22 protein-coding genes, 1 pseudogene and 1 riboswitch are annotated in these 25,269 nt (G+C 28.7%); of the genes and pseudogenes, 3 read left to right on the top strand and 20 right to left on the bottom strand.

Features of this window, described 5'->3' with window-relative positions; translation table 11 throughout:
• Positions 1-266: 266 nt before the first annotated feature.
• A complete protein-coding gene (locus NGI68_RS13490; protein ID WP_251861992.1) occupies positions 267-3,701 on the bottom strand; it encodes a pyruvate carboxylase in 3,435 nt (1,144 codons plus the stop codon).
• Positions 3,702-4,155: 454 nt separating this feature from the next.
• The gene (tsaD, locus tag NGI68_RS13485; protein ID WP_251861991.1) at positions 4,156-5,178 is read right to left on the bottom strand and encodes a tRNA (adenosine(37)-N6)-threonylcarbamoyltransferase complex transferase subunit TsaD; all 1,023 of its coding nucleotides are present in this window, start codon (positions 5,176-5,178) and stop codon (positions 4,156-4,158) included.
• A gap of 224 nt (positions 5,179-5,402) precedes the next feature.
• Between tsaD and NGI68_RS13480 the strand changes: the two are divergent.
• A pseudogene (locus NGI68_RS13480) lies at positions 5,403-6,025 on the top strand (RusA family crossover junction endodeoxyribonuclease).
• Between the two features lie 305 nt (positions 6,026-6,330).
• Here the strand turns inward: NGI68_RS13480 and NGI68_RS13475 are convergent.
• The 3 genes from NGI68_RS13475 to NGI68_RS13465 all read right to left on the bottom strand — a co-directional run bounded on the left by NGI68_RS13475 (position 6,331) and on the right by NGI68_RS13465 (position 9,497).
• Positions 6,331-7,587 carry an NAD(P)/FAD-dependent oxidoreductase gene (locus NGI68_RS13475; protein WP_251861989.1) on the bottom strand — a complete coding sequence of 419 codons (1,257 nt, stop codon included), beginning with the start codon at positions 7,585-7,587 and terminating at the stop codon, positions 6,331-6,333.
• A 105-nt stretch (positions 7,588-7,692) separates the two neighbouring features.
• Entirely contained in the window at positions 7,693-8,997 is a 1,305-nt protein-coding gene (locus NGI68_RS13470) for a voltage-gated chloride channel family protein (protein WP_251861988.1), read from the bottom strand.
• A 57-nt stretch (positions 8,998-9,054) separates the two neighbouring features.
• Positions 9,055-9,113: riboswitch (Fluoride riboswitch) on the bottom strand.
• Positions 9,114-9,347: 234 nt separating this feature from the next.
• Positions 9,348-9,497, bottom strand: a complete 150-nt coding sequence (locus NGI68_RS13465; RefSeq protein ID WP_251861987.1) for a hypothetical protein — start codon at positions 9,495-9,497, stop codon at positions 9,348-9,350.
• A gap of 159 nt (positions 9,498-9,656) precedes the next feature.
• Between NGI68_RS13465 and NGI68_RS13460 the strand changes: the two genes are divergently transcribed.
• On the top strand, positions 9,657-9,959 hold the full coding sequence (locus NGI68_RS13460; protein WP_502799395.1) for a helix-turn-helix domain-containing protein: 303 nt from the start codon (positions 9,657-9,659) through the stop codon (positions 9,957-9,959).
• Positions 9,960-10,101: 142 nt separating this feature from the next.
• Here the strand turns inward: NGI68_RS13460 and NGI68_RS13455 are convergent, their stop codons facing one another.
• The 6 genes from NGI68_RS13455 to NGI68_RS13430 form a co-directional block, all read right to left on the bottom strand.
• Positions 10,102-10,458 (bottom strand): hypothetical protein, encoded by a 357-nt coding sequence (locus NGI68_RS13455; RefSeq protein ID WP_251861985.1) that lies wholly within the window; start codon positions 10,456-10,458, stop codon positions 10,102-10,104.
• A gap of 1,331 nt (positions 10,459-11,789) precedes the next feature.
• Positions 11,790-12,749 carry a hypothetical protein gene (locus NGI68_RS13450; RefSeq protein ID WP_251861984.1) on the bottom strand — a complete coding sequence of 320 codons (960 nt, stop codon included), beginning with the start codon at positions 12,747-12,749 and terminating at the stop codon, positions 11,790-11,792.
• Between the two features lie 10 nt (positions 12,750-12,759).
• A complete protein-coding gene (locus NGI68_RS13445) occupies positions 12,760-13,287 on the bottom strand; it encodes a Panacea domain-containing protein (RefSeq protein WP_251861983.1) in 528 nt (175 codons plus the stop codon).
• A gap of 286 nt (positions 13,288-13,573) precedes the next feature.
• Complete coding sequence (locus NGI68_RS13440; protein WP_251861982.1) at positions 13,574-14,485, bottom strand: N-acetylmuramoyl-L-alanine amidase; 912 nt, start codon at positions 14,483-14,485, stop codon at positions 13,574-13,576.
• A gap of 49 nt (positions 14,486-14,534) precedes the next feature.
• Positions 14,535-14,729: a hypothetical protein gene (locus tag NGI68_RS13435; RefSeq protein ID WP_251861981.1), complete on the bottom strand. Its 195-nt coding sequence runs from the start codon at positions 14,727-14,729 to the stop codon at positions 14,535-14,537.
• Between the two features lie 3 nt (positions 14,730-14,732).
• Entirely contained in the window at positions 14,733-15,011 is a 279-nt protein-coding gene (locus NGI68_RS13430) for a hypothetical protein (protein ID WP_222633656.1), read from the bottom strand.
• A 492-nt stretch (positions 15,012-15,503) separates the two neighbouring features.
• Between NGI68_RS13430 and NGI68_RS13425 the strand changes: the two genes are divergently transcribed.
• Positions 15,504-16,142, top strand: coding sequence for a hypothetical protein (locus tag NGI68_RS13425; RefSeq protein ID WP_251861980.1), 639 nt, complete (start codon positions 15,504-15,506; stop codon positions 16,140-16,142).
• 106 nt (positions 16,143-16,248) lie between these two features.
• Here the strand turns inward: NGI68_RS13425 and NGI68_RS13420 are convergent, their stop codons facing one another.
• Genes NGI68_RS13420 through NGI68_RS13380 form a run of 9 tightly spaced genes read right to left on the bottom strand, consistent with a single transcriptional unit; the run spans position 16,249 to position 25,227 of the window.
• Positions 16,249-16,389, bottom strand: coding sequence for a hypothetical protein (locus NGI68_RS13420; RefSeq protein WP_251861979.1), 141 nt, complete (start codon positions 16,387-16,389; stop codon positions 16,249-16,251).
• A gap of 58 nt (positions 16,390-16,447) precedes the next feature.
• Positions 16,448-16,744, bottom strand: a complete 297-nt coding sequence (locus tag NGI68_RS13415) for a hypothetical protein (RefSeq protein ID WP_251861978.1) — start codon at positions 16,742-16,744, stop codon at positions 16,448-16,450.
• Positions 16,745-16,763: 19 nt separating this feature from the next.
• Positions 16,764-18,329, bottom strand: a complete 1,566-nt coding sequence (locus NGI68_RS13410) for a hypothetical protein (protein WP_251861977.1) — start codon at positions 18,327-18,329, stop codon at positions 16,764-16,766.
• Positions 18,330-18,331: 2 nt separating this feature from the next.
• On the bottom strand, positions 18,332-18,532 hold the full coding sequence (locus NGI68_RS13405; protein ID WP_251861035.1) for a hypothetical protein: 201 nt from the start codon (positions 18,530-18,532) through the stop codon (positions 18,332-18,334).
• Positions 18,533-21,052 carry a phage tail spike protein gene (locus tag NGI68_RS13400; protein WP_251861976.1) on the bottom strand — a complete coding sequence of 840 codons (2,520 nt, stop codon included), beginning with the start codon at positions 21,050-21,052 and terminating at the stop codon, positions 18,533-18,535. It lies immediately after the preceding gene.
• Complete coding sequence (locus NGI68_RS13395) at positions 21,049-21,489, bottom strand: hypothetical protein (protein ID WP_251861975.1); 441 nt, start codon at positions 21,487-21,489, stop codon at positions 21,049-21,051. Before NGI68_RS13395 ends, NGI68_RS13400 begins: the two co-directional genes overlap by 4 nt.
• The gene (locus tag NGI68_RS13390; RefSeq protein WP_251861974.1) at positions 21,489-22,289 is read right to left on the bottom strand and encodes a distal tail protein Dit; all 801 of its coding nucleotides are present in this window, start codon (positions 22,287-22,289) and stop codon (positions 21,489-21,491) included. Before NGI68_RS13390 ends, NGI68_RS13395 begins: the two co-directional genes overlap by 1 nt.
• Complete coding sequence (locus NGI68_RS13385) at positions 22,286-25,024, bottom strand: phage tail tape measure protein (protein ID WP_251861973.1); 2,739 nt, start codon at positions 25,022-25,024, stop codon at positions 22,286-22,288. The genes NGI68_RS13390 and NGI68_RS13385 overlap by 4 nt, the downstream gene beginning before the upstream one ends.
• The gene (locus NGI68_RS13380; RefSeq protein WP_251861972.1) at positions 25,024-25,227 is read right to left on the bottom strand and encodes a hypothetical protein; all 204 of its coding nucleotides are present in this window, start codon (positions 25,225-25,227) and stop codon (positions 25,024-25,026) included. Before NGI68_RS13380 ends, NGI68_RS13385 begins: the two co-directional genes overlap by 1 nt.
• Positions 25,228-25,269 lie beyond the last annotated feature (42 nt).

Here is a 25,269-nt window from a genome sequence, read left to right as displayed (position 1 = left end):
ATAATAATTATATGTTTAACAATTATATAGAAATCATTGACATTTTTAAATTATAAATTATTAATATCATTCGATAATTATCATAATATCCCCAATATAAATTCTTTATTTTAATAATTTTTTGAATTTTTATTGTTAATGTTTTGACACAATCACCTTTTTATTGTATAATGTATATATAAAATAGATAAATAAAACTAGTAAAACCCATTATAAACTTCCCATAGTAAAAAGCACCGCTTCCCCAAGCAGTGCTTTTTTTTATATTATTCTAATTCTAAAAGCAATTGTCCTGATTTAACTTGATCCCCCTCTTTTACTAAGAGATTTTCTACTACGCCTCCAAAGCTGGCTACTATATTAGTTTCCATCTTCATAGCTTCTATTACAATCAAGCTATTTCCTTCTTTTATTTTATCACCTTTATTTACCAAAACTTTTAGTACTGTACCTGGTATGCTAGAACCTATATGTTTTTTATTTGAAGCATCAGCCATCTTTGTACTATTAGAAGCTATACTTTGTGCCATTAAACTAGATTTATCTTTTATCTTCATTTCTCTTCTATTACCGTTTATTTCAAACACAACTGTTCTATTTCCTTCTGAGTCTACCTTACCTATTTCTGATAATTGAACTATAAAAGTTTTTCCTTCTTGTAATTCTATTTCAGCAGTTTCACCTTCATATAGTCCATGGAAAAATACATCACTTCCCATATAAGTTAAATCTCCGTACTCTTGTAAGAAATCTAAATATTTTTCAAAAACCTCTGGATATAAAGCATAACTTATAATATCATTTTCTGTTGCCTTTAAACCATATTGGTGTTTTAAATACTCTCTTATTTTTTCAAAATCCTCTGAGGGTAGCATTTCTCCTGGTCTACAAGTTATAGGATCTTCTCCTTTTAAAACCAACTTTTGTAATTTTTCTGGGAATCCCCCCATTGGTTGACCCATCATTCCCTTAAAATATGATACCGTTGAATCTGGGAATGCCATTTTTTCCCCTTTTTCATATATATTTTCAGGTGTTAAATCATTTTTAACCATAAATATAGCTAAATCTCCAACTACTTTTGAAGATGGGGTAACTTTTATAATATCTCCAAGCATTTCATTAACTTTTTTATACATTTCTTTTACTTCTTCAAATTTATGACCTAGTCCAAAACTCTCTACCTGTGGTTTTAAATTAGAGTATTGTCCTCCAGGTATTTCATATTTATATATTTCTGCTGAGCCTGATTTTAACTCTGACTCAAATTGACTATATACCGGTCTTACTGCGCTCCAATAATCTGATAACTCCTGCATATCTGTTAAATCTAAACCTGTATCTCTATCTGTATTTTCTAATGCTGCAACTATAGAATTTAGTGCTGGTTGACTTGTAAGCCCTGACATACTATTAAAAGCAGTATCTACAATATCAACCCCTGCGTGAGCTGCCATAAGCACTGTTGCTACACCATTACCTGTAGTATCATGTGTATGAAGATGTATAGGAATAGATATTTCATTTTTTAATGCCTTTATAAGCTTAACTGCAGCATATGGTTTTAATAAAGCTGACATATCTTTTATTCCAAGTATATGAGCTCCTGTTTTTTCTATTTCCTTTGCTAAATCTACATAATATTGGAGACTATATTTATCTCTACATTCATCTAATATATCTCCTGTATAACACATACAAGTTTCTGCAACTTTATTTTGATTTAGAACCTCATCTGTGGCTACTTCCATTCCTTTTAGCCAATTTAATGAATCAAATATTCTAAATACATCTATTCCAGAATTAGCAGATTGTTTTATAAATTTCCTTATAACATTGTCTGGATAATTTTTATAGCCAACTGCATTAGCTCCTCTTATTAACATTTGGAACAATACATTTGGTACAGCTTTTCTTAACTCTTCTAATCTAGTCCAAGGGGATTCATTTAAAAATCTATAAGCAACATCAAAAGTTGCTCCTCCCCACATTTCCATTGAAAATAAATCTTTACCAAGCACTGATTGAGCCTTAGCTATTTTAAACATATCTACACTTCTCATTCTTGTAGCCATAAGAGATTGATGAGCATCTCTCATAGTTGTATCTGTTAAAAGAAGCTTATTTTCATTCTTTATCCAATCTATTAATCCTTTTGGTCCATTTCCATCTAATATTTGCTTAGTTCCTCTTAATTTTAAATTTTCATCTACTATTGGTACTGTAGGTACATCAAAATCCTTTTTTATACCATGGGTTTCATTTACTACCTTTTCACCTATAAATCTTAATATTCTAATTTCATCATCAGTTTTTGATGTTATATCAAATAATTGTGGATTCTTTTCTATAAAGTTAGTATCACATAGACCTTTTTTAAACTGTTCATGATTTAAAACATTTATCAAAAATCCTATATTAGTTTTAACACCATTTATCTTAAATTCCTTTATAGCTCTTGTAGATTTTCTTATAGCATCATTAAATGTTCTAGACCAAGATGTTGTTTTTACTAATAAGCTATCATAATATGGACTTATAATAGAACCTGTAAATCCATTTCCTCCATCTAGTCTAATACCGAATCCTGAACCCGTTCTATAATCTTCTATTTTCCCTGTGTCTGGTGCAAAATTATTGGATGGATCTTCTGTAGTTACCCTACATTGAATAGCATATCCTCTTGTTTGTATAGATTCTTGGGACTTTATCCCTACTTCTTCTGAATCTAATTTAAATCCTTCAGCTATTAATATTTGACTTTGAACAATATCAATTCCTGTAATCATCTCTGTAACAGTATGCTCTACCTGTATTCTTGGATTCATTTCTATAAAATAGTGATTTCCTGTAGTGTCTACTAAAAATTCTAATGTACCTGCACTTCTATATCCAACAGTTTTTGCTATTTTTAAAGCGTCGTTACATATTTCTTCTCTTTTTTCCTTTGAAAGAGCGAAAGCTGGTGTAAATTCTATAACCTTTTGGTGTCTTCTTTGTATAGAACAATCTCTTTCATGTAAATGTACTATATTTCCATGCTTATCTCCTAATATTTGAACTTCTATATGTTTAGGATTTTCTAAATATTTTTCTATAAATATATCATCTATACCAAAAGCTTTCTTAGCTTCATTTTTTGCACTATTAAAGGAGGATATTAATTCTTCTTCTGTTCTAACTATCCTCATACCTCTACCACCGCCGCCGGCAGCTGCTTTAAGCATTATTGGATATCCACAGTACCTTGCAAATTCTAATGCTTCTTTCTCTGATATTATTGGTTTTTGAACTCCGGGGATAGTAGATACTCCAGCTTCTTCTGCAACTATTTTAGATTTTATTTTGTCTCCTAACTTTTCCATCATGTCTGATGTAGGTCCTATAAACTCTATTCCTGCCTCTGCACATTTTCTGGCAAACTCAGAATTCTCTGATAAAAAACCATAGCCTGGATGTATTGCATCCACCCCTTTTTTTAGAGCCAATTGTATTATTTCTTCTATATTTAAATAAGCATCTATAGGTCCTTTATTTTTTCCTATAAGATATGCTTCATCTGCCTTCGTTCTAAATAATGAGAATTTATCTTCTTCAGAATATATTGCAACAGTCCTTATTCCTAGCTCATGACATGCTCTGAATACTCTTATGGCAATTTCTCCTCTATTTGCTACTAACACTCTTTTAAATTTATTCATTGTTATCCCCCTTTTTTATATAATACCCTATTTTTTTACCGCATTATTTTCTAAGTTATAAATATACCTCTACATTATATATAATTTATAAAATTTTTCAATTGCATTTTTTCTTGTTTTTCTTTCATTTGATATTCTAGTTTATTATTTTTGTAAAGGTATTGTAATATAAAAAAATTCCTTTACTGTTAATATAAACTTAATATGATGATATAATTATATCTTACTATATTCAGTAATATAGTGATACTTTTTAACATTTTTAGATAATTATTAATAGTTTTTTAATATATACAATATTATAATATTAATATTAATAATTATACATACCATAAAAAAGACTTTTTTTATAGGCTATATAGTAGTTTATTTTTATTATAAACTATCATATTATTTATAAAAAAAGTCTTCATTATTATATGAAATTTTACCTTTATTGAAAGTTTCTCATGTTCTATCTTTCGCCTAACTTTAAATTTGGTACAGCATTTATATCTAAAGAAGTTCTTCTTCCTTTAATATATTCAAAGTAAGCTGCACTACCTATCATAGCTGCATTATCTGTACACAATATAAATGGGGGGATTAATACTTCTATTCCTTGTTTTTTGCATTCTGTTATTATTGTCTCTCTTAAACAAGAATTAGATGCTACTCCTCCTGCTACAGCTATCTTATTTACTTTCTTACTCTTGCAAGCCTTTATAGTATTGTCTACAAGAACATCTATTACAGATTTTTGAAAAGAAGCTGCCACATCTGCTTTATTTACATCTTCACCCTTCATTTCTTTCTTGTTTAAATAATTTAATACAGCTGATTTTATTCCGCTGAAAGAAAAATCTAACGTATCATTGTGAAAATTAGCTCTTGGAAATTTTATAGCTTCTTCATTTCCTTCTTTAGATAACTTATCTATCTTAGGTCCTCCTGGATATCCAAGACCTATCGCTCTGGCTACTTTATCAAAAGCTTCTCCCGCTGCATCGTCTCTAGTTTCACCTAATACTTCAAATTCACCATAGTCTTTCATATAAACTATAAATGTATGTCCTCCTGATACCACTAAGCACATAAAGGGTGGCTTTAAATCTTTATATTGTATAAAATTAGCACTTATATGTCCTTCTATATGATTTACTCCTATAAGTGGCTTTCCTGTAGCAAAAGCTAACCCTTTTGCATATTGTAATCCCACAAGTAACGCTCCCACTAATCCTGGTCCATAAGTTACACCAATAGCATCTATATCATCTAAAGTAAGATTTGCTTCTTCTAAAGCTTCTTGTACAACTGTGCCTATAACCTCTATATGTTTTCTTGATGCGACTTCTGGAACCACTCCTCCAAACTTTTCATGGGTGCTTATTTGTGAAGCTATTATATTGGATAAAACTTCTCTGCCATTAACCACCACAGCTGCGGAAGTTTCATCACAACTACTTTCTATTGCTAAAATATTTATGTTTTCTTTCATAATCTCTACTCCTTTTTATGTACTCAACTATATATCAACTGTTTACTTTATCACTCTTTTGTAAATCTAAATTACATTATACTTTATTGAATTTAGATATTCAAATGTAGTTTTATCATAAAAAATTATCTAAGTATAGCTAACACAAAATTGACTCTGTTATATCCAAATTTTCTGATGAACTATGTTATAATAAATTACAGAATATCAAAAGGAGTTTAAATATGAAAAACTACGCCAAAGTAATAGTTGATGGGTCCCCCATATCTAAATCTAATTTTAAATTATTCAATTTACAAGGACGAGCTATAATGCCTTTAAATTCCGGTAAATATCATGATAGATATGCAGTATATGAAGAAAAAATAGCTTATGAAACAAGGCTTCAAAATCCTAACAAAGTATTATCTGAATCCTTGATTGCGGTACTAAAAGTGTATTATAAAAGCGAAAAACGCCACCCAGATACCAATAACATAACTAAAAGTATATTTGATGGAATAGAAAAAAGTGGTCTTATAGTTAATGATGCTCAAATAACAAGATTAATAATAGAAGAATTTTATGATAAAGAATTTCCTCGTTTTGAACTAGAGCTATTTGGAGAAAGTTCTTTTAAAATAGATTATAATATTATAAAAAAGAACACTCCAGATAAACCTATAACTTATAATCCTCCACCTAATAAAAAAAATAAATATAATAAAAGTAAATCCAAGCCTTTAGTAGTATCTCATGATAAAGTAATATGTGAAATCTGTGGCAAACCTATAAATAAAAGTGACATGGTAACCGCTAATAAACAAACAATGATACTTTGTAAAAATGTTTAACAAAATTATTTTAATACAAATTTATAAAAGTATTTACATAGAAATAATTAAACCTATATTTAACAAAATTAAAGTTAATAAAATTGAGCTGTCGCACTAAGAATAAATTCTACAATATATTGTGTTACCTTTAAACTTGTAAAACAATATATTGTGCTTAAATTCTTTAATGCCACAGCCTCATTTCAATACTTGTCAGTGCTTTTTATAGTTGTGATTTTAAAATTAAATCTATTTTAATAAATTCTATTAATGTTATATAACTTATGTATACTCTACTAAATAGATTCATTAAAACTATATATTTTAATTTGCCATATTACTTTATGCCTATAGTTATCTTCTTTAAGTTGTTATAACTTAATAGTTTATACTTAGATATTTTTATATTAATAATATCTTCAGGTTTTATATTTTCATTTGAACTTAATTTCTCCTTAATTTGGTCATAATAAATATAAATATCTTGATTTTCATATAGCTTATCAAACTTCAATTCTAGCTGTACATCCTCTTTTAAATTTTCCAAATTTATAAAATTAGGTAATAGATATTTTATCCCCTTATCTGCCCATAACTCTACTTTTTTACCTTGCAAAAAGTTCTTACCTTTAATATAGTAAGCAGCACTCTCTCCTACTTTATACCCTTCCTTAGTTACATTGTCTGCAGTATCAAATATGTGCAACACATTTCCACAAGCAAATATTCCATCCACCATAGTTTGGAGGTTTTCTCCTACCTTAGGCCCCCAAGTAGATTTATTTAATTCTATACCAGTTTTCCTTATAATTTCACTGTCTCCTCTAAGCTCTACAGATAACATTAAAGTATCACAAGGTATATACATTTCAGTACCTGGTATTTGCATCCTATCTTCATCTACTCTTGCTATAGTAACTCCCTGTACTCTATCTTTTCCTTTTATATTTACAACAGTATGACCTAATTTAAGTGGTATATTAAATTGATCTAAGCAATTAATCACATTGTTCTCTGTTCCATAACAATAAGGCATTATCTCCACTACAGCCTTTACATGAGCTCCTTCTAAGGTCATTCTTCTTGCCATAGCCAAAGCCACATCTCCTGAACCTAATATAACCACTTCTTTACCAGGCATATAACCTTCTATATTTATAAATTTCTGTATAGAACCTGCTGTATATATACCTGCACACTTACTTCCTGGTATGCTTATTGCTCCTTTAGGTCTTTCCCTACAGCCTACTGCTAGTATGATAGCTTTAGCTTTTATGGTAAACATTCCATCTTGAGGATTAACTGCTTTAATAATTTTATCTCTATCTATAGATAAAGCCATTGTCTCTATTTTATATTTTATCTCTAATATATTTACCTTATCTATCAATCTTTGAGCATATTCTGGACCAGATAAATCTTCTTTGAATACATGTATTCCAAATCCTGTATGTATACATTGATTAAGTATTCCGCCTAATGTGTCTTCTCTTTCTAATATTAAGATATTATCAATTCCTTGGTTTCTGGCTGAAATGGCAGCAGCCATACCTGCCGGTCCTCCGCCTATAATCACTAAATCTATTTCCTTCATTATTAGACCCTCCAGCACAATGCTATTAATATGAATTTAGATTTAATTCCTATATAATTTTATCATATATATTAAATAAAATAAAATTAAAGTAAATTTAGGATTTTATTTTTTAAATTGTCTTATAGAACCTATAGTTGTGTCCCCTGGTATTTGAAGTATCTTGCTTTTTACACTACTTATTTTTTGTGAGGTATAGATTCCATGATAACCTGAAAATAGATAACTAATAATACAAGCCATAAATAAGTAAATAATTGCATCTCCATTAAATAGTTCTAAACCTAAAACAAAAGATGATATTGGAGTATTGGTTGCACCACAAAACACAGCAACTAGTCCTAAGCCAGCAAGAAAAGATGGTGATAAATTAATAATTCCTCCCAATGCATTTCCAAAAGTAGACCCTACAAAAAACAATGGAGTAACTTCTCCTCCTTGAAATCCTGAACCCAAAGTGACTGCTGTAAATACTATCTTCCATAAGAATGCAAATTTTGATAAAACATTATGAAAAGAAGTAGATAAAACAGGCAATCCTAGTCCTAAATATTCTCTTGTTCCAATAAGTGTAGCTAATAATATTACTACTATTCCTCCTACCATACTTCTTATCATTGGATTTGGAAAGAACTTAGAAAATATTCTTTTACATCCATGTATACTTTCACTAAAAACTATACTAATAACTCCAAATAATAATGAAGCAAAAATAACTTTTATTATTACAATCCCTGACAACTCAGGAATAGAAGTTATTACATAGTGGGAATGTTTTGCTCCTAGGGCTGTGGCAACTAAATTTCCGGTAAAACTTGCTGCAAAACAAGGAATTAATGCACTATATTCCATAGTACCTATTGATATGATTTCCATGCCAAAAATGGTTCCTGCCAATGGAGTTCCAAATACTGATCCAAAACCGCTACTAACTCCACACATTAGTATAATTCTTTTATCTACTCTATCTAATTTAAATAATTTTCCTATATATTCTGCTATACTTCCACCCATCTGTACCGCTGTTCCTTCTCTTCCTGCAGATCCACCAAACAAATGAGTAATTATAGTTCCAATAAAAACTAAAGGTGCCATCCTTAATGGTATTTCCTTATTTCCCCCATGAATTTGATCTAGGATTAAATTATTTCCTTCACCAGATGTTTTACCATATTTAGCATACAAAAAGCTAACAAAAGCCCCTCCTAATGGTAATAAATAAATTAACCAAGGATATTCCATACGTTTATCAGTTACAGTTTGTAAACTAATTAAAAACAGTGCTGATAATGCTCCTATCACTACCCCCACTATACTTCCTAATATAGCCCATTTTATTAAATTGGCTAATAATGCAGCATGATTTACTTTTTCTGTAATGCCTAAAAACTTTTTTCTTAATTGCGTCATAGTATCCCTCCACAATAAAATGTAAATATAAAAACTCCTACAGATATACTTATAGTATTACCTGTAGGAGTCATTAGCATTAAGCAGTTATGGTGAACTCCATCACCTATAAATTATTTTTATTAAAAAGCCAGTAATCTTTATGATTACTGGCTTTATGTATGGCAGGGGCACGAGGACTTGAACCCGGAACCAACGGTTTTGGAGTTCGTTCGAACTCTTTTTCCAATATTCCTAGTTTATTAGAATTGCACTAAATAAGTACATCTTAATAAAATCATAGATAATATTTTTTTGTATTTTGCCTATATTTTTTGAAATTTACACAACCAAAATACAACCAGTATAAATTATATAATACTATTATTTCTTATAAAAATAAATATATTTTTTAAAATAATTTTAAGTCTTTTATTCTCATTTTCTAATCTAGATATTTTTTGCTTTAATAAAATTACTTTATCATCAAATTTATAATTTTGTGTTTCTAGTTTTTCCATAATCTTAATCCCTCCACTAATCGAGTTGTTACCATAATAATAGCACTTTTATCCATTACTGTAAAGAACGTTTGTTCTATGAAATAGTTTAATATCAGCGTCACACAATGTGACACTCAATAATTCCAATATACTCTAATGATAAAATTTTTATTTGAGGTGATTATATTGGTATTTAAAGATAGACTTAAAGGATTAAGAGAAGATAGAGATTTAACCCAAGATCAAATCGCAGATGTTCTCAACACAACACGTTCTGCTGTAGCTAACTATGAAAATGGTATTCGTGAACCAGATATTCATTTGTTAGTAAAAATAGCTGACTATTTTAATATATCCCTAGACTATCTTTTATGTAGAACAAATAAAATGGAACCATTCTATACAAGTAAAAGAAAAAGTAAGCTGTTATTACCAGTAATTTATTGTACGGTTATACAAGGACTTTTTATTTTTATATAAACTTTATTAAACAGTCTTTAATAATTAAGTAATTATGCTCCAAGATGTGTAATTTCAGACATATAGGCATTAGAAAGGGAAATGATATTGGAAAACTTATAAAAAATAAAGCTCTAGATAATACTAGAACTTTATTTTTAAATTATTTAACTTTTTTAGTATACAACTCTTTATTTTTTACAATATGGAATATCAATAATCCTGCAAATATTAAATTAAGAATTGACCAAATTTGTAAATCTTTAAATGCACCAACATTAGCTAGTCCAATTATTCCACCTATTGCATAAAAAACTATAGCTGTTATGGTCATTCCTTTGCTTTTTTTAGAGATTATACTTATAATTCCAGCCACAAGCATACATATAGCCAACATAAATCCTGCTGACCCACTTGTTTCTTTGGAGTTGTTAAGAGCATTCATAGTGCCTGCTGCACAGGATTGAAAGCTAACAAGCGCAAATAACACTATACTTATAATTCCTATTACTTTTTTCATTTTTTTGTTCCCCCTTATGCAAATATAGTTTAATTATACCAAAAATGTTATATTTGTAAATAAAATATTAAATTTAAACTATATAAAAAGAGCCTACTATATCAAGTAGACTCTTTTCGCTATTTAAGAAGAATTGCATATTACATAGTTATTTACGGAAAACAACCATATAATATTAATATTCTATAAATGTTAATATATTCCTTCATTTATAACTAAAATAAGTTTCTATACATATAATAAAAGTAGAGTTAAAAGTCCTACTTGATAAATATAATGTAAAAAGAGCCCCCACTATATGCTTGAGCTCTTTTTATTTATAAGAATAAACAACTATAGGAAGTATATAATAGTATTCTACATTTTTAACAATATTCCTTTTTACGTTTAAAACTATTCTTCTATGTATATAATTTAGATGGGTTAATACATAATTATATAGTAAAAAGAAGCCCTGTACTTTTTAATGGGCTTCTTTTCTATATTTGGAAAGGGACTTTAAAAATTTTTCAGAAAGACCTTATATTTAATATTCTACTTTTATGAATAAATTCCTTTTATTGTATTAATATATAATAAAATTAACCAATAAAAAGAGTCCACAAAATAAATATGGACTCTTTTTTTGATATATTCAAAAGAGGAATGGATTGTATTAAAAGGTGTTTTTTTAAAAGGTGTGTTATTTAATATATTCCATATTTGTAATAAAAATTCCTTCTTAATGTATTAATTTTTATAAATAAAATCATTATATTTGGATATACTAGAATTGGATTTAATTACACTGTGATATGCATTATGCATAGAAAATTCCATGTTAATGGAGCCACTTATTTGATAATAGTTATATTAATATTATTAACCTTCTACAAGAATAAAGATATTTTCCCTAAAATCCTTGAATAAACGATTCTTAAATGTGACATACTTAATATATCATTAGGTACTATAAACTAAACATTTATATTTTCCAAATAAAAAGAGCTCTATTTAAAATAGGGCTCTTTTTATTATTAAGTGCGGCCTGTGCTTTAGATCACTAAAGTCTTATGAGTATAATTCTACATTTATAAATAACATTCCTGCTTAAATATTTATTTTTTATAGTTAAAATTATATTATTTGGGTATAATAAAAATAACCCAAAACACTACACCAACATGAATAGAAAATTTATATTAATAGAGCTCAGCCCTTCTTTCTTACAAGTTAATAATAATATTTATACTTTCCCAATAAAAAAAAGATGGTAGCTCCAATTAAGGAACTACCATCTTTTTTATTAATCCACATTATGTAATTATTCAATATCAACATTATCATCTTAGTTAAATTCTAAATATAGTTTGATTTTGCATGAGCCATACTACAAATGACATTGTAATTATTAATAGCATAAATAAATTGACCCAATATACAATAGGATATCTAATTTTCAATCTTTTACACGGTGAATCTAAAATTTTCCTATATTTTTTTATATTTTTGCTGTTTTCTTTATAGGATCCTTTTTCTTCATCCCAGCAATTCCAATCATAACATTTACGGTAATATAAACTAAAATTACCAGTAGCAATATTTTTATCAGAAATTTTAGCAATAAAATATAACAACACAAAAATGGTGTTAAACAAAATAAATCCTACCAATCCTGCCATAAAAATAATCCTACATTTACTTATACCTTCACCCAAATTTGAAAAAATATTTTCTGCAACTTTTATACTACCAAAGAAAGCTATAACTATACCTGAAAATATACCTAGTATAGATATAGATTGTGCATTAGAACCTTGAAGTTGTTCATTAACATTATTAACAGTTGAATATAATCCATTAATATCTGTACTTAAATTATTATATAAATTTCCATAATACTCTAATTGATTTTTAGCTGTATTTACTTTGCTTTCAATTAACTTTTCTCTTTTTTCATAATCATAGTATAATTGTATTCGGGTTACTTCCAACATTATATGATCATACAGTTTAAAAAAAGATTTCTTAAAACTATATTGGGAACAAGAAATATGTTCTTTTAAAATATTCATATTTAATACTAAGTAATCTAATGACTCAGCTCCTGATTCAGACTTAATTTTCATCAAAAGTTTCAGTATCTCAGAATACTTATGCCTATACTCATGATTGTACACTTCACTAAATCTTTGTATAAAAGCATCAATATCATCTACACCTTTATCTATTATATCTTTAATTATATTTTTAATTTCATTATCTTTTTCTTGTTCTGCCGCAAAACTTTCATGATAATTTATTTTTTGCATTCTACATCCTTCATATTTCCTTGTTTCTTTCCTTATCTTTATGCTTATTACAAAAATATTTTTTTATATCACCATTTGGTATAATGATATTTTCTCCTGGTTTATAATTATCTATCCATGGGGACTGCTTATGTGTAATTTGAACTAGTTTCCATGCATCTTTATTTAAATTATCTTTTATAACTTTATCAATTATATTACGGTCTTTTTTCTCAAGAATTGTTTCATTAAAATCATTAAATTTAGAAGTAATCTCATCTGCTATATATTTATTAAATTCATAATAAACTTCTGGCACAACAGGTCCATGTTTCCATGCTTGAATTTCTTGCAAGAAAGCTGGTTTTTTTAATACTGAAAGGAACTCACCCTGAATAAAATATAATATTTTTTGCAATTTAAGATTGCTTATAGGGGTCTCCATTTCAATACTTTTATTTATTACATATTTAGCCACATCTATAACATTATAAATTTTATTACTTGAATTCATTCCATCATCCCCCCATCTATTAAAAAAATTTATTACTTTTCCCATACTTCACACCTCTCAATATAGAAGATTGAAGTTTTTGGTACAAGCTATATATTTTTCTATATAATACCATAAAAGCATTTAAACTTCAATATTCTACAATTTAACTTAATTGATTAACAAATCAAATTTATTATTCTAATTAAATTCTATTTATAAGTTTTAACCAATATTCATAATATTAAACAAATAAAAAAGAGGTACTCCCATTAAAGAAGTACCCCTAAAACTTATTTTTTAATTTATGATTAATTTTTGTGGTCGTTTGAAACGTCCTCGGATTTTAAATCTATTTTAAATTCCTAAATAATGCTTTCCATGTTTCTTTTCCTACAATTCCATCTGGATTTAAATTGCAATCTTTTTGTAGTGCTTTTATAGCTGTTACTGTACCTTCTCCAAATACTCCATCTGCTCCATAGCTTCCAACTGGATAACCTATATTTATAAGCATTTTTTGTATAATTCTAGTTATATTTCCTCTAGCACCTTGTTTACACATTGGTGCGCTATTTAATGTTACCTCTCCCGCCATGTTGTCTAATGCAATATTTCCAAAACCTTGGTTATTTATTTCTTTTTGTAATGCTCCTATTAAATTATGTGTACCATAGATAGTTGAGGAACTAGAAGAAGTATTAGGCTTTGAAGAACTAATACTATGAGAACTAGAACTTATAGTTTTATTACATATAGCACTAGCTATATGATTAGCTATTTTATTAATTCCTACATTTCTCCATATGTCAGTATCGTGCTTATTATCACAAAATAAAATTTCCACCAAACAAGTTTGTCCTTTAACTGCTCTGGTATCATGTAATCCTGTACTATGTTTTACACCTCTATTCTGTAAACCTACACTTGCTAAATTACAACATATTCTATTTCCTATTGCATTAGCTGTGCTACTACTTGAACTGTAAGTCCAACACTCTACACCATTACCTTGTCCATTAGATGCATTCATATGTAATGGAATATATAAATCACAGTTATTAGCATTGCATTTATTTGTACCTTGGTTTAACTCTTCATTTACACTACTAGCATTACTATTGCAGTCAATTACTATATGACCTTGTGCTTCTAATAATGGCTTAATCTTATAATATAACTCTCTTACACAACTTTGTTCATCTAAATATCCACTTGCACCTTTACAATTTGGGGAATGTCCACCTCTTAATCCTATTTTCATATAAATACCTCCCATATTTTTTTTATATTTAATTAAACAAAGAACAGGTTTATTCCTGCTCTTTACTTTCTTTCACTGCTTGTCTAGCACTAGACTGACCAAAATAGAATCCTATTATTAATGTAAATACAGAAAGAAACTCTGTACTAGATATATTAGTTTTTAGTGCTAAAGTACAAAATACTATAGTTGTTAATAATGCTATTATCTTTTTTATTTGTAGAAATTGTTTTATAAATTCCATAGTTTAATCCTCCTTTTCTAATCCATCTATTCTATGATGAGCACTCTTAGTGCTTTCTTCTACTTTAATTAATCTAGTATTTACATCTTCTATTTTTCTATCTGCTGCTTTTAAATCTAATCTTATATCATCTACACCTTTTGAAATATAATCTAACTTTAAAGCAGTTATACCTTCATTTTTTCCTTCTTCCTTATTATCTTTTTCTTTAAGTCTTTTATACCCTAAATAGCTTAATGCAGCACCTAAAATAGTGTATAATATTGATATTTCAATATTCATATGTCACCTCTCTTAATTAAAAATATGCAAAATAAAAACACCTATTTGGTGTCTACTTTACCTTTGGAATTTATTTTATTGTGTCCTCTTTTATAAATTCGAGTTCTTCTATACATTTAGCTTTTATATTATTTATCCTCCTCTAAATTTTTTACACTTTTATTTTTTCACTGTATAATATATCATCTAGCCCTTCATCTCTTAATATATACTGTCCTAATTTTGATTTTTGTTTAATTTCATTTCTATATTGTACTATTAAATCAATATTATCAATAGTCTATGTTCAAAAATGTTGTGAGAATAATACTTAAATTATCGAGACATCATCTCTTTAAAAACATTTATATTTTAGTAATAATTGAATTTCTATAGAATATTATTAAAGTGACAAATTAAATTTATAGTAAATCAATAATTATTTAATAAAGTTATTAAATATCGTTGAATATTATAAATTAATAATTCAAATTTATAATATGGAGGTTTTTTATGAATACCAAAGGATTTGACAAAGTTATTTTATTATCAAGAGACGAAGAAAGTGAGACAATTAAATTTAAGCAAATATTTAGTGTAGGCGTACAATATGTTGGTCAAGCGTTACAAATGGCTAGAGCTTTTCAAGGTGCTGTAGAATATGTTACTATTAATGATAAAAAAGTTTTAAATTTTAACTTTCAAAAGGCTATTGATATAGTTAATAATCACCCTGAAATGGCTATAGTAGGTACAGTGAATCAAACAATTTCACAAAGCACAGCTGTAGTCAAAGCAATGATAGATAAAGTTGTAGAATTATTACAAGAACTCTTATCTGTTAGTTTAACTGCAGCTGAAACAGAAGCTTATGAAAAAGCTATAAAAGAAGCTTTTACTGATTTACAACAACAAGATGGAGATGCTTGGATATTCTGGCAAAGTACTGAGGCTCATAAAACAACTTATCAATATAATATATTATTTGCAGTTCAGAATGAAAGCACAGGTAGTGTAATGCTAGCATTACCTATAGCACTTACCATTACAGTAGATATAGAAAAAGAGAAAGTTTTATTTATAACCGTTAAAGATGAACACAATTATGATGTTACTGTTCAAGCTATGCAAGTAGCTGAAGCATTAAAATAATAAACTAAAATTTAATATACAAAATATTTAATGTGTCACTCTTAAGTAAAAGGAGTATCTTAATAGATGCTCCTCTCTTTTCATTTTTTAAAGCTTAAAATTATATTTAACATATTATCATCTTTTCTATCTTATTTATATATGTTACTGTAAATTGAGCGCCTTTAGTTCCTATCATTTTATAAGCTACTTCTCTACTATCTAAAGTTAAATTTTCATTATTAATATTTGTTATTTCATATCTCATAAACTTCACTCCTGTTTTAAATAAAATAAAAAAGACCTATCTGGTCTCTAATTCCCATTTATAAATTATTTAGTTCTATTAATCCCATATCATAGGCAACTTTAACTTCTTGTAACTTGCTCTGTATTTCTTCTTTATTTATTTCCTCTAAAGCTTTAGAATCTATAAAATTATTAAATTCTTCTTTATCCTTAGGGCAATCTTTAAAAGCTAAATAAATTCCTAATTCATTAAAGCTTATGGTTGTTAGCTTTTGAGTTTTATCTTCATCTATAAATACATCTACATATCCTACTACTTGTAAATCACTTGTATTGTATATGGAGCTTACTTTCTTTTCTACATTATAAAACATATTATCATCCTCTCTATTTCTAATCTAATCTTCTTAATTCTATTTTATTCACAACTAGTTTAGAATCCCATGTATTTACATCCAATCGAATGTGTTGAGAATCTAATGGACAGTTTGTTTCTGTAGTTGTAAATACAAACTTATTTATTCCAGTAGTTAATTTTTTACCATTCAAAACACTTAGCCCAAATTGGGTTTTACTGTTTAATATAAACACCTCACAATTTCCTATAGATTCACAATTCACTTGTAATTCATACCTATTATTAGGCAACAATTGAAATTTTTTAGAAAATACATATTGTTCATTACTATCGTTTCGGGATTTAGTATTCTCTATAAATAATTTCCCATCTTTTAATTCTACAGCTGGTGAGCTATACTGTAAGTTAATATAAAAGTTATCTAATGTTGGACATATATTAGGATTTTTATATTTCTCTGCTAATTTATTATAATAATTATTGTTTTGATCTATCTCATTTCTACCTTTTAAAATTATTTCTGCTTCCTTATCCTTAAAAGTTTTGTTATTTAAAACTTGAATATCTTCTATAAATGAATCTGAGTATTCTAAGTCCATTGAAGCTCTACCAAGATATAATTTATAAAGTCCTTTTGTTAATGAAGTTCTTATGGAAGCTTTATAAATATTATTATCTTTATTTTTAGCTATATAACCAGTTATCATATTGTCCTTTTTGATTATAAGTATATTACATACTTGAAATTTATTAGCTTCTGTTGTTATTGTTTCTTCAGTCAATAAACTATAACTTTCCCATAATCTAAGTAATTTGTTGGTGCCTTGTCTATAAAATGAAAATCTCCCATATGAATTTGCAATATTAATAATGCTTTGATTAGCTTCAAGGGATTGGGGATTAATTGCTACACCCTTAAGTAAAACACTCCATTCTTCTCCTAGTTCTATATCAATTGGATCTATTTTATCTCGTTGTCTTACTAGTTCTAATTTTATATTTATATAATCTAAGAATACTTTACTTGGAATAGTTCCACTGGCTGGATAACCAGAAGATATTAATATATATATTTTATTCTTATTTGTAATTAGATTGGTCACCTCTGAAGAATGTGAATACATATTTTCTATCTTATCTGAATAATTAAAAGCTGTGCCTTTGTCCAACCATGAATCTAAAGTCCAATACCCTCCAGTTGGTACCCACATTCTACTTACACCTTTATAACCAATATTACCGCCATTATCTCCAGAACCCATAGCCCATGTATAAGCCTTTATTTCTTTAATGGAATTTTTTAAAACAGTATTAGATCCACCATATAAACTATTACACAATCCATTAAGGTCTAATTCTATAAGAAATTGTCCTTTTTCTCCAACTCCATATCCTCCATTAGGAGATACAATATTATCTAATTTTTTTAATTTATCATATTCTTCTTGGGTAAATTCAATCCACTTAGTATCATTTGGAAATAATAATTCTGGACTATCAGCATAGTAGCACTTCATAGGACATTCTGTCATACTACCAGCTACTTTCGTAGAAAAATTATAAGGTATTTCTGTTGTATCTCCTCCTATAAAAATGCTCATAATTAGACCTCAATTTTATTTTCTTTTACATAATCTTCTAACGCTTTTACATGTTCCAATAAATCAGTATTTAGTGCTATGAATGATTTTTTTATGTTGTCTTCGATTATCTCTCCAGTGATCTCATTTACATTTGAACATGTGTAGGCTATTCTCTTACCTTCACTTCTATTTACTATTGCTATTCCTGTTAATACTTTCATTTAAAAACCCCCTAATAAATTATCAATTAAAGTATCTTCTTCTAATAAAACATTTTCTAAATTGTCATTTTCTTCAGTTGATTCAAATTCAATATGATCATCTATATTATTAAGTCTAGTATCATTGGCATTATTTTCAGCCCTTACCTGCTCATAGCCTTTTCTTTTAGCTTTAAGTTCCCATGTAAAATGTGTGTTAGGTTCTCCCCTAAATATAAAATAAGTTGGCTTCATTTCAACCAACCTAAATGGAGAACGCTTTTTCACTTCTTTATCTGTTAATTCATACGGAACTATTTCGGTATAAGTCACGTGGTAAGGTATATCAGTATTCATAACCTCAGTTACCATATCTTCTATAGCTACAATAGCAATTCCATCTTCTCCAACTATTCCACTACCTAAGTCACCGAAATAATAACCCATTGTTTCATAGGCATTTATTAACCTGTCCCCATAATGTTGGGTTTTTTGAAGTGAGTTCTTACTACCATCTACTTTTAAAGCACCAGATACCCTTACTTCTTTATCGAAATGAGCATTTTCCCAACTTGCAAAACCTACATGATTTGAAGATGTCCTATGATTTAAAGCACTAAACATTATATCCATACTATCTGTCCATTGCCTACCAAAATTAAGTCTCGAATTATCTCCCATATATCCGATATTCAAACCCGTAGACCATAATTGTAAACTTGCCATAACTGCATTATTAGCCGCCCAATACCAGTACATATTTCGTCTTACATCCATATTTTCAGATATTGTTATCGGTTGTCGAGTTGTATCTCTCTTAAAATATTTATCAAATGTAATATAAGCAAGGTAATTATCCTCACTTGGATTATAATAAGTTAAATTCATAATATAATCTTGAAAATGAGCAAATGACAAGCCCATTTGTTGAGGCTCATCTAATTGGTAAGATGTATAAAACATGCCAACCTTACTATTGGCTTTCTTCCAATCATAAAAACTAAGATTCATATTTTCCATATCTATTGCTGGAAATCCTGTATTGTTATATGTTCTAAAGGCTCCACCGCCCAAGTCTATTTTTAAAGTACCATCTAAAGATTTTAATACACCAGCACTTATTAAGTCCGCTGTAAATCCTTGGCCAGTTCCAAAGGTAGACCACTGCCACTCTCCGTTAGACATTTCTTTAGCTATCTGGAACCCCCTAGTACCAAGACACATTGCTCCATAGGTAGGAGAATTTGTATCCCTATCCTCGAAAAAAGCTGCTCTTTCCACTTGCGTTTCTGCACTATCTGCCATAGCTTTTAAAGTTGCCTTTGCAGCATCTATCGACCCCCATATTACTTCACCTTTAACTTTCCCATCTGGTGTTGTTATAGAATCTATTTTATTTAGAGAATTACTTATATCTTTTTTAAAATTACCTAGCTCTACAGTATCGTTAATCCACGTATTTCCTAACTGTCTTTTAGTTGTTTTTATTACTTTAGCTTTTATATCTAAGTTTAATTTATTGTATCTTACTGTTACAGTGTCCCCAACTTCTACTTTCTCCAAAGATATATAATTCTTGTATTCTTCTGTTTTGCTAAGTTCTATAAAATCCACTTTGTAATTAACTTCTGGAATATCTACTTTTTCTACTTCATAAAGTTCCTTAACTCTTAATCTTAATAATCTTATTACATCATCTTTAGTTATTCCAGTTTCCTTATTTACTTTTATATCTCCATAATGTATATGTCTAACTTTTGGATGGGGATAAGCATTTATATATGGGCTATCTATATACTTTTCTGGGAGCATAATAACAGTATCATTCTCATCAAGCCCTGTAGGCATAACACGTGTAATTACGTTATCTGTATTTAAATCTTCCTCTATACCTACTAAATTTTTACCGCCTTGTATTAAAACTCCTCTGTCATTTCCTCTTGAATCCCATATACCTATAGAAAAATTATCTCTTACTATTTCTCCCCCCCATGTAGATAAAATACTTTCTTCACCCATTATGGACTCTACAACATTTTTTCTTATAAAATTTCTTGTATTTGTCCCACCTAGATTACCAGTAGCAGTAAACTTGTGAGGGTATTGAGTTCTTTCTAAAATCCACTTTAAAGCGTCTAGCCTGTTTAATTTAGTTGGTCTTACATCTTCTAAAAAATTATCTAAAAGGTCGTAAAAAATATGCCTACAATTAACTTCTATTGTAGACATATCCCTCTTAACATTGTATATTCTAAAGGCTTGGCCATTGGCATAAACTATATAATCTTTCTGTAGAAAATAACTTTTAGGATGCAGATTCACATCTGTCCTAGTTCCTACTATTGTACTCTTATTAGTAATTACATTAACATTAGATTGTATTATACCTTTTACTATCTTAGGTTTCTCTATAGGATATTTAAAAGTAAGTGTATAAGCTCCATTTAATTCTTCTAAAATTTCTGCATCTATAGCATTAGTTAATATAGTTACTCCATTAGTTGTAAAGTCTGTGGCAGTAGGTTCAAATAATTTAATCATTTTTTAATTCCCCAAGCTTGAAAATAAATTTTACGTGGTTGTTGTGGTACATCTCCAGTAAGCAGTCTTATATAAATATTAGTATTGCTCACTGGAGATATTTGAACTGAACCTATCACAACTTTATTCTCCTCACTGCCACCCTCACCGTATTTAATCTGAGGATCTATATCAAATATTTCTTTAAAATAATTTTGCAATGCAATAGCTGCATAACCTCTCCCCACAACTGAATCAACAACACCAGTTATTCTTTGGATTCCATTGGGAAATTCAAAGAATGTAAATCCATCTTTTTTATAAACTTTCCAATCATTTTTTGTATAAATGTTCAATAATGAATTATCTACTTTAGCAATACCAGCTTCAATATTATTTAAATTATCCGAATTTAGTGGTGTAAATCCGTCCACCCAATTCGTTCTTGTATAAGCCATTACAACCACCTCCAGTTTGGTTTTATCTCTAGTCTTTGAATTTTCCCCATCCAAGATATTTTATTTATTCCTAGTTTGAAGGTTGGGAACTCTCCCTTCATATAGTTATTAAATAATTGTCCATCTCTGTAACAATCCATTATTTCACTATCTATTGTTATGTGATTTTGTATATTTGTTAGATTAATTATATTATTATTTATGTTTAGATCTATATTTCCATATCCATAAATAGTTATAACTGAAGCACTTTCTACAGTGCCAGGATTAATTATCTCCATAGAATTACTTTCATTTATAACTGGTAACTTATTTACTTCTACTAAATTACCACCAGTATAATTAAGTGTAGCTAGTGGATGTATTACTTTGCTATTTCTAGTTACGTTATTTTCTGTTATTTTTATTATTGGACTAGAATATCTATCATATTTAAAAGGTTGGCATTCAAATTGAATTATAAAATTATGATAAGTTCTTGCTATTTTATCTATAGGTATTTGATTAATTATAGTAGCTTTATAGAGCTTATCTTCTTCATTAGAGAATATCACATAGCCATTGCCATTGAGCCAACTACATATATGATCTATATTATCTAAATTTCTTATAGTACATTCTACAGACTTAACACAGGATTTATAAGTATTATAATCTTGTGTTAAAAATCCATTTCTACCTACAACTTCTATTCTCTCTATATTTTTTTCACTTTTAATTATAGAAGGTAATTTATTAACAATTATCCCTAAATCTAAGCTGTTAACATCTTTCCATATAAACCAAGATTTATGTATCATTTAATCTTACCTCCTCTTGCTAGCTTTTGCTGTCTTGTCATAAACTCCAATTCTTGTGCTAAATTCCGCATATCTTGTTTTGTACCATTAAAATTTTCTATTTTAATTATTACATCACCATTTTTATTAGTATTATTTTCTAGTCGTTGTGCTAATCTATCAAAATTATCATTTAATTTATTCCAAAGTTGATTTAATGGTAATACTGCCTCTGCATTTCTACCAAATCCTCTATTTGCATCTCCTACACCGATACCACCTAATATTGTAGGTCTTGTAAAAATACCACCTTCACTATACCAATTAACAGCTAAGTGTGGGACTGACATTTTTTTTAGACTAAATTCACCTTCTAAACTAAAATGCGGTAACTTGATGTTAGGTAATTTAATGTGCATATTGTTAAAAAAGCCTTTAATTTTTTCTACTGCTCCTTTAATAAAATCAACTGCTCCTTTAATTGGATTTACTATTAACATCTTGATGCCACCCCACACTGTTTGTGTAACGGACTTTATTCCATTCCATGCAGAAGTTATACTCGCCTTAATTCCATTTACAACTGTAATAACAGCTGTTTTAATTCCATTCCAACATTTATCCATAATAGCTCTTACTTTATCATTTGTTTTATACAAATGAACTAATGCTAATACTAAAGTTCCTATCAATGTAACTATTAGAACGATAGGATTCATATTCATAACTACATTTAAAGCAGTTTGTGCCGCTGTACTAGCTATAGTAGCTATTTTATGTGCTATTAATGCGGTTTTCTGTGCTATAAAACTTATAGTGGCTTTTGCAGCATTTAACCCTGCTACTGCTACATTCTTTGCAAAAGTAGCTATATTCCTTCCAGCAGTTAATGCACCTTGTCCAACTAATTTTAAACCATTAGCAAGTTTAGTAAAGCCAGCCTTAGCTATATTTCTAGTAGCTAGTGCCACATTCTTTGCAAAAGTGCCAATATACATTCCAGCAGTTTTAGCTCCATTTCCCGCAAGCTTTAATCCATTTGTAAACTTAGTAAAAGTTGCTTTACCTATATTCTTTGTAAAATTAGCTATACTTTTAACACCATTACCCATATTTTTATTAAAATCTTTTATACTGGTTATTGTTTTCTTAGTGTTAGATGGTAGATCCCTCATAAATCCAATAGTGGATTTTATACCTTTGTTAAAATTACCAATAAAACTTATTCCCTTTCCAACCACCATAATAGCTGGAGCAGTTATAGCTGCAAACTTCCCGATAGATACTATCAAATTCTTAGTTCCAGTATCCATTTTTGATAATCCTTTTACCCATTCATTTGCTTTTTTTATCCAAGGTAAAACCTGTGGAATTAATTCTTGTCCTACACTAGCACCTAACTGCTTAACATTCTCTCTTAACATTCTCATTTGGTTAGCAGTACCTGCTCCAGTTTTTTGGAAGTCCCCTTGAGCATTTTTTGTTTTATCCATAACATAATTGTATCTAAGTTGTACTTTTTCAGCTTCAGTTAACTCTAATTTCCCGCCCTTCATAGCTTTAGTTAACTTTTCTTGTGACTCTTTCACTTTTAAATCAGCTTCACGAGCCTGCATAGAATTTTGGCCATGTGATTTAATCGCTTCATTAAGACTCTTTTGTGCTTTTTCGTGTGCTAATGCTGCCTTTTGTGCTTCCACTGAATTAGTGCTTGATTTTTTAAATCCGCTAGCTAATGCAAAACTTTGTAAATTTGTTTCTGTCATTACTATGCCCAAACCTTTTAAGCTCTCCGTTTCTCCAGTAAACACACTAGTTAGTGCAGTAGATGCTTGATCTAAGCTAATATTTTTAAAACTTGCTAAATCTGCACCTAATTGAGTCAAATTTTTAGACATACTAGCACTTTTATCAATAGGAAGTCCCATTGAAGTTGCCATATCTCCAAATTTAGAAGACATATCTAAAGCAGTACTACTTGCCATACCCATTTTTTCAATACTTGTTTCAGACCACTTTTTTACTCCGTCAGCATTTTTACCAAATACGCTGTTAACTTTATTCATATTTTCATCTAGATCTGATGCCATTTTTACACTGGCACCACCTAGTCCAACTATGGGGAGTGTCAATCTTGTAGTTAAACTACTTCCTACATTAGCAATTTTACCTCCTACGTCTACCATTTTATTATTGGCTTTATCCATCTTTGCAGAAAGTTCTTCCCACTTTTGATTCTTAAGTTTTTTATTAGTCTCCTCTAAAGCCTTGTTATTTTTTAATATGGCCTTTTCTGTCTCTGCGGTTTTTTCTCTATATTTATTTATATTATTTTCCGCCTTATCAATAGCTTTTTCATTGGCCTTGTATTCTTTTTGCAAACTATTTAATTCTTTAGTTAATTTCTTAGCTTCTTTAGAATTTTCACCATTGGCTTTAATTTCATCTTTTAATTTAGTTTCTACATCCTTTATTGATTTACCTAATTCTTCATTTCTATTTTTATATTTACCTATATCTCCAGTAAGGGAACTCATAGTTTTTCGCTGTAAATCCAATAACTTTGTTTGTCCTTTGATGTTTTGAGACAAAGTTTTAGATTTAGCTCCTAATTTATCCGTTTCACTTCCAAATAATTCAGCTTTTGTTGTAACTACACCTAATTCACTATTCATTGTCTTTAAGTCTTGTACAACCTTTTTCATATCATCTTGAAAGGATTTAGATTCAGATTTAATTTTGATATTAGCTCCCATTATTCATTCACCTGCTCACTTTGTTCAAATTCTTTCTTATGATCTATGCAAAATATTAAATAATCTATATATGCAACAATATCCATTTCTTCGCAACTTTCAAATGTAGCCATATTTTGCATAGCTGACCTGTATATATAAAATAATACATCTGTATATCTTGCTATTCTTTCACATTCTGATTCATATTCATCAGCGTACATTTCATCTAATTCTTTACATATAGATTCACCCCCATATTCACA

The organism is Clostridium sp. Marseille-Q2269 (assembly GCF_943736985.1).
GTDB lineage: Bacteria > Bacillota > Clostridia > Clostridiales > Clostridiaceae > Clostridium_F.
This window is presented reverse-complemented; position numbering and strand designations above follow the sequence as displayed.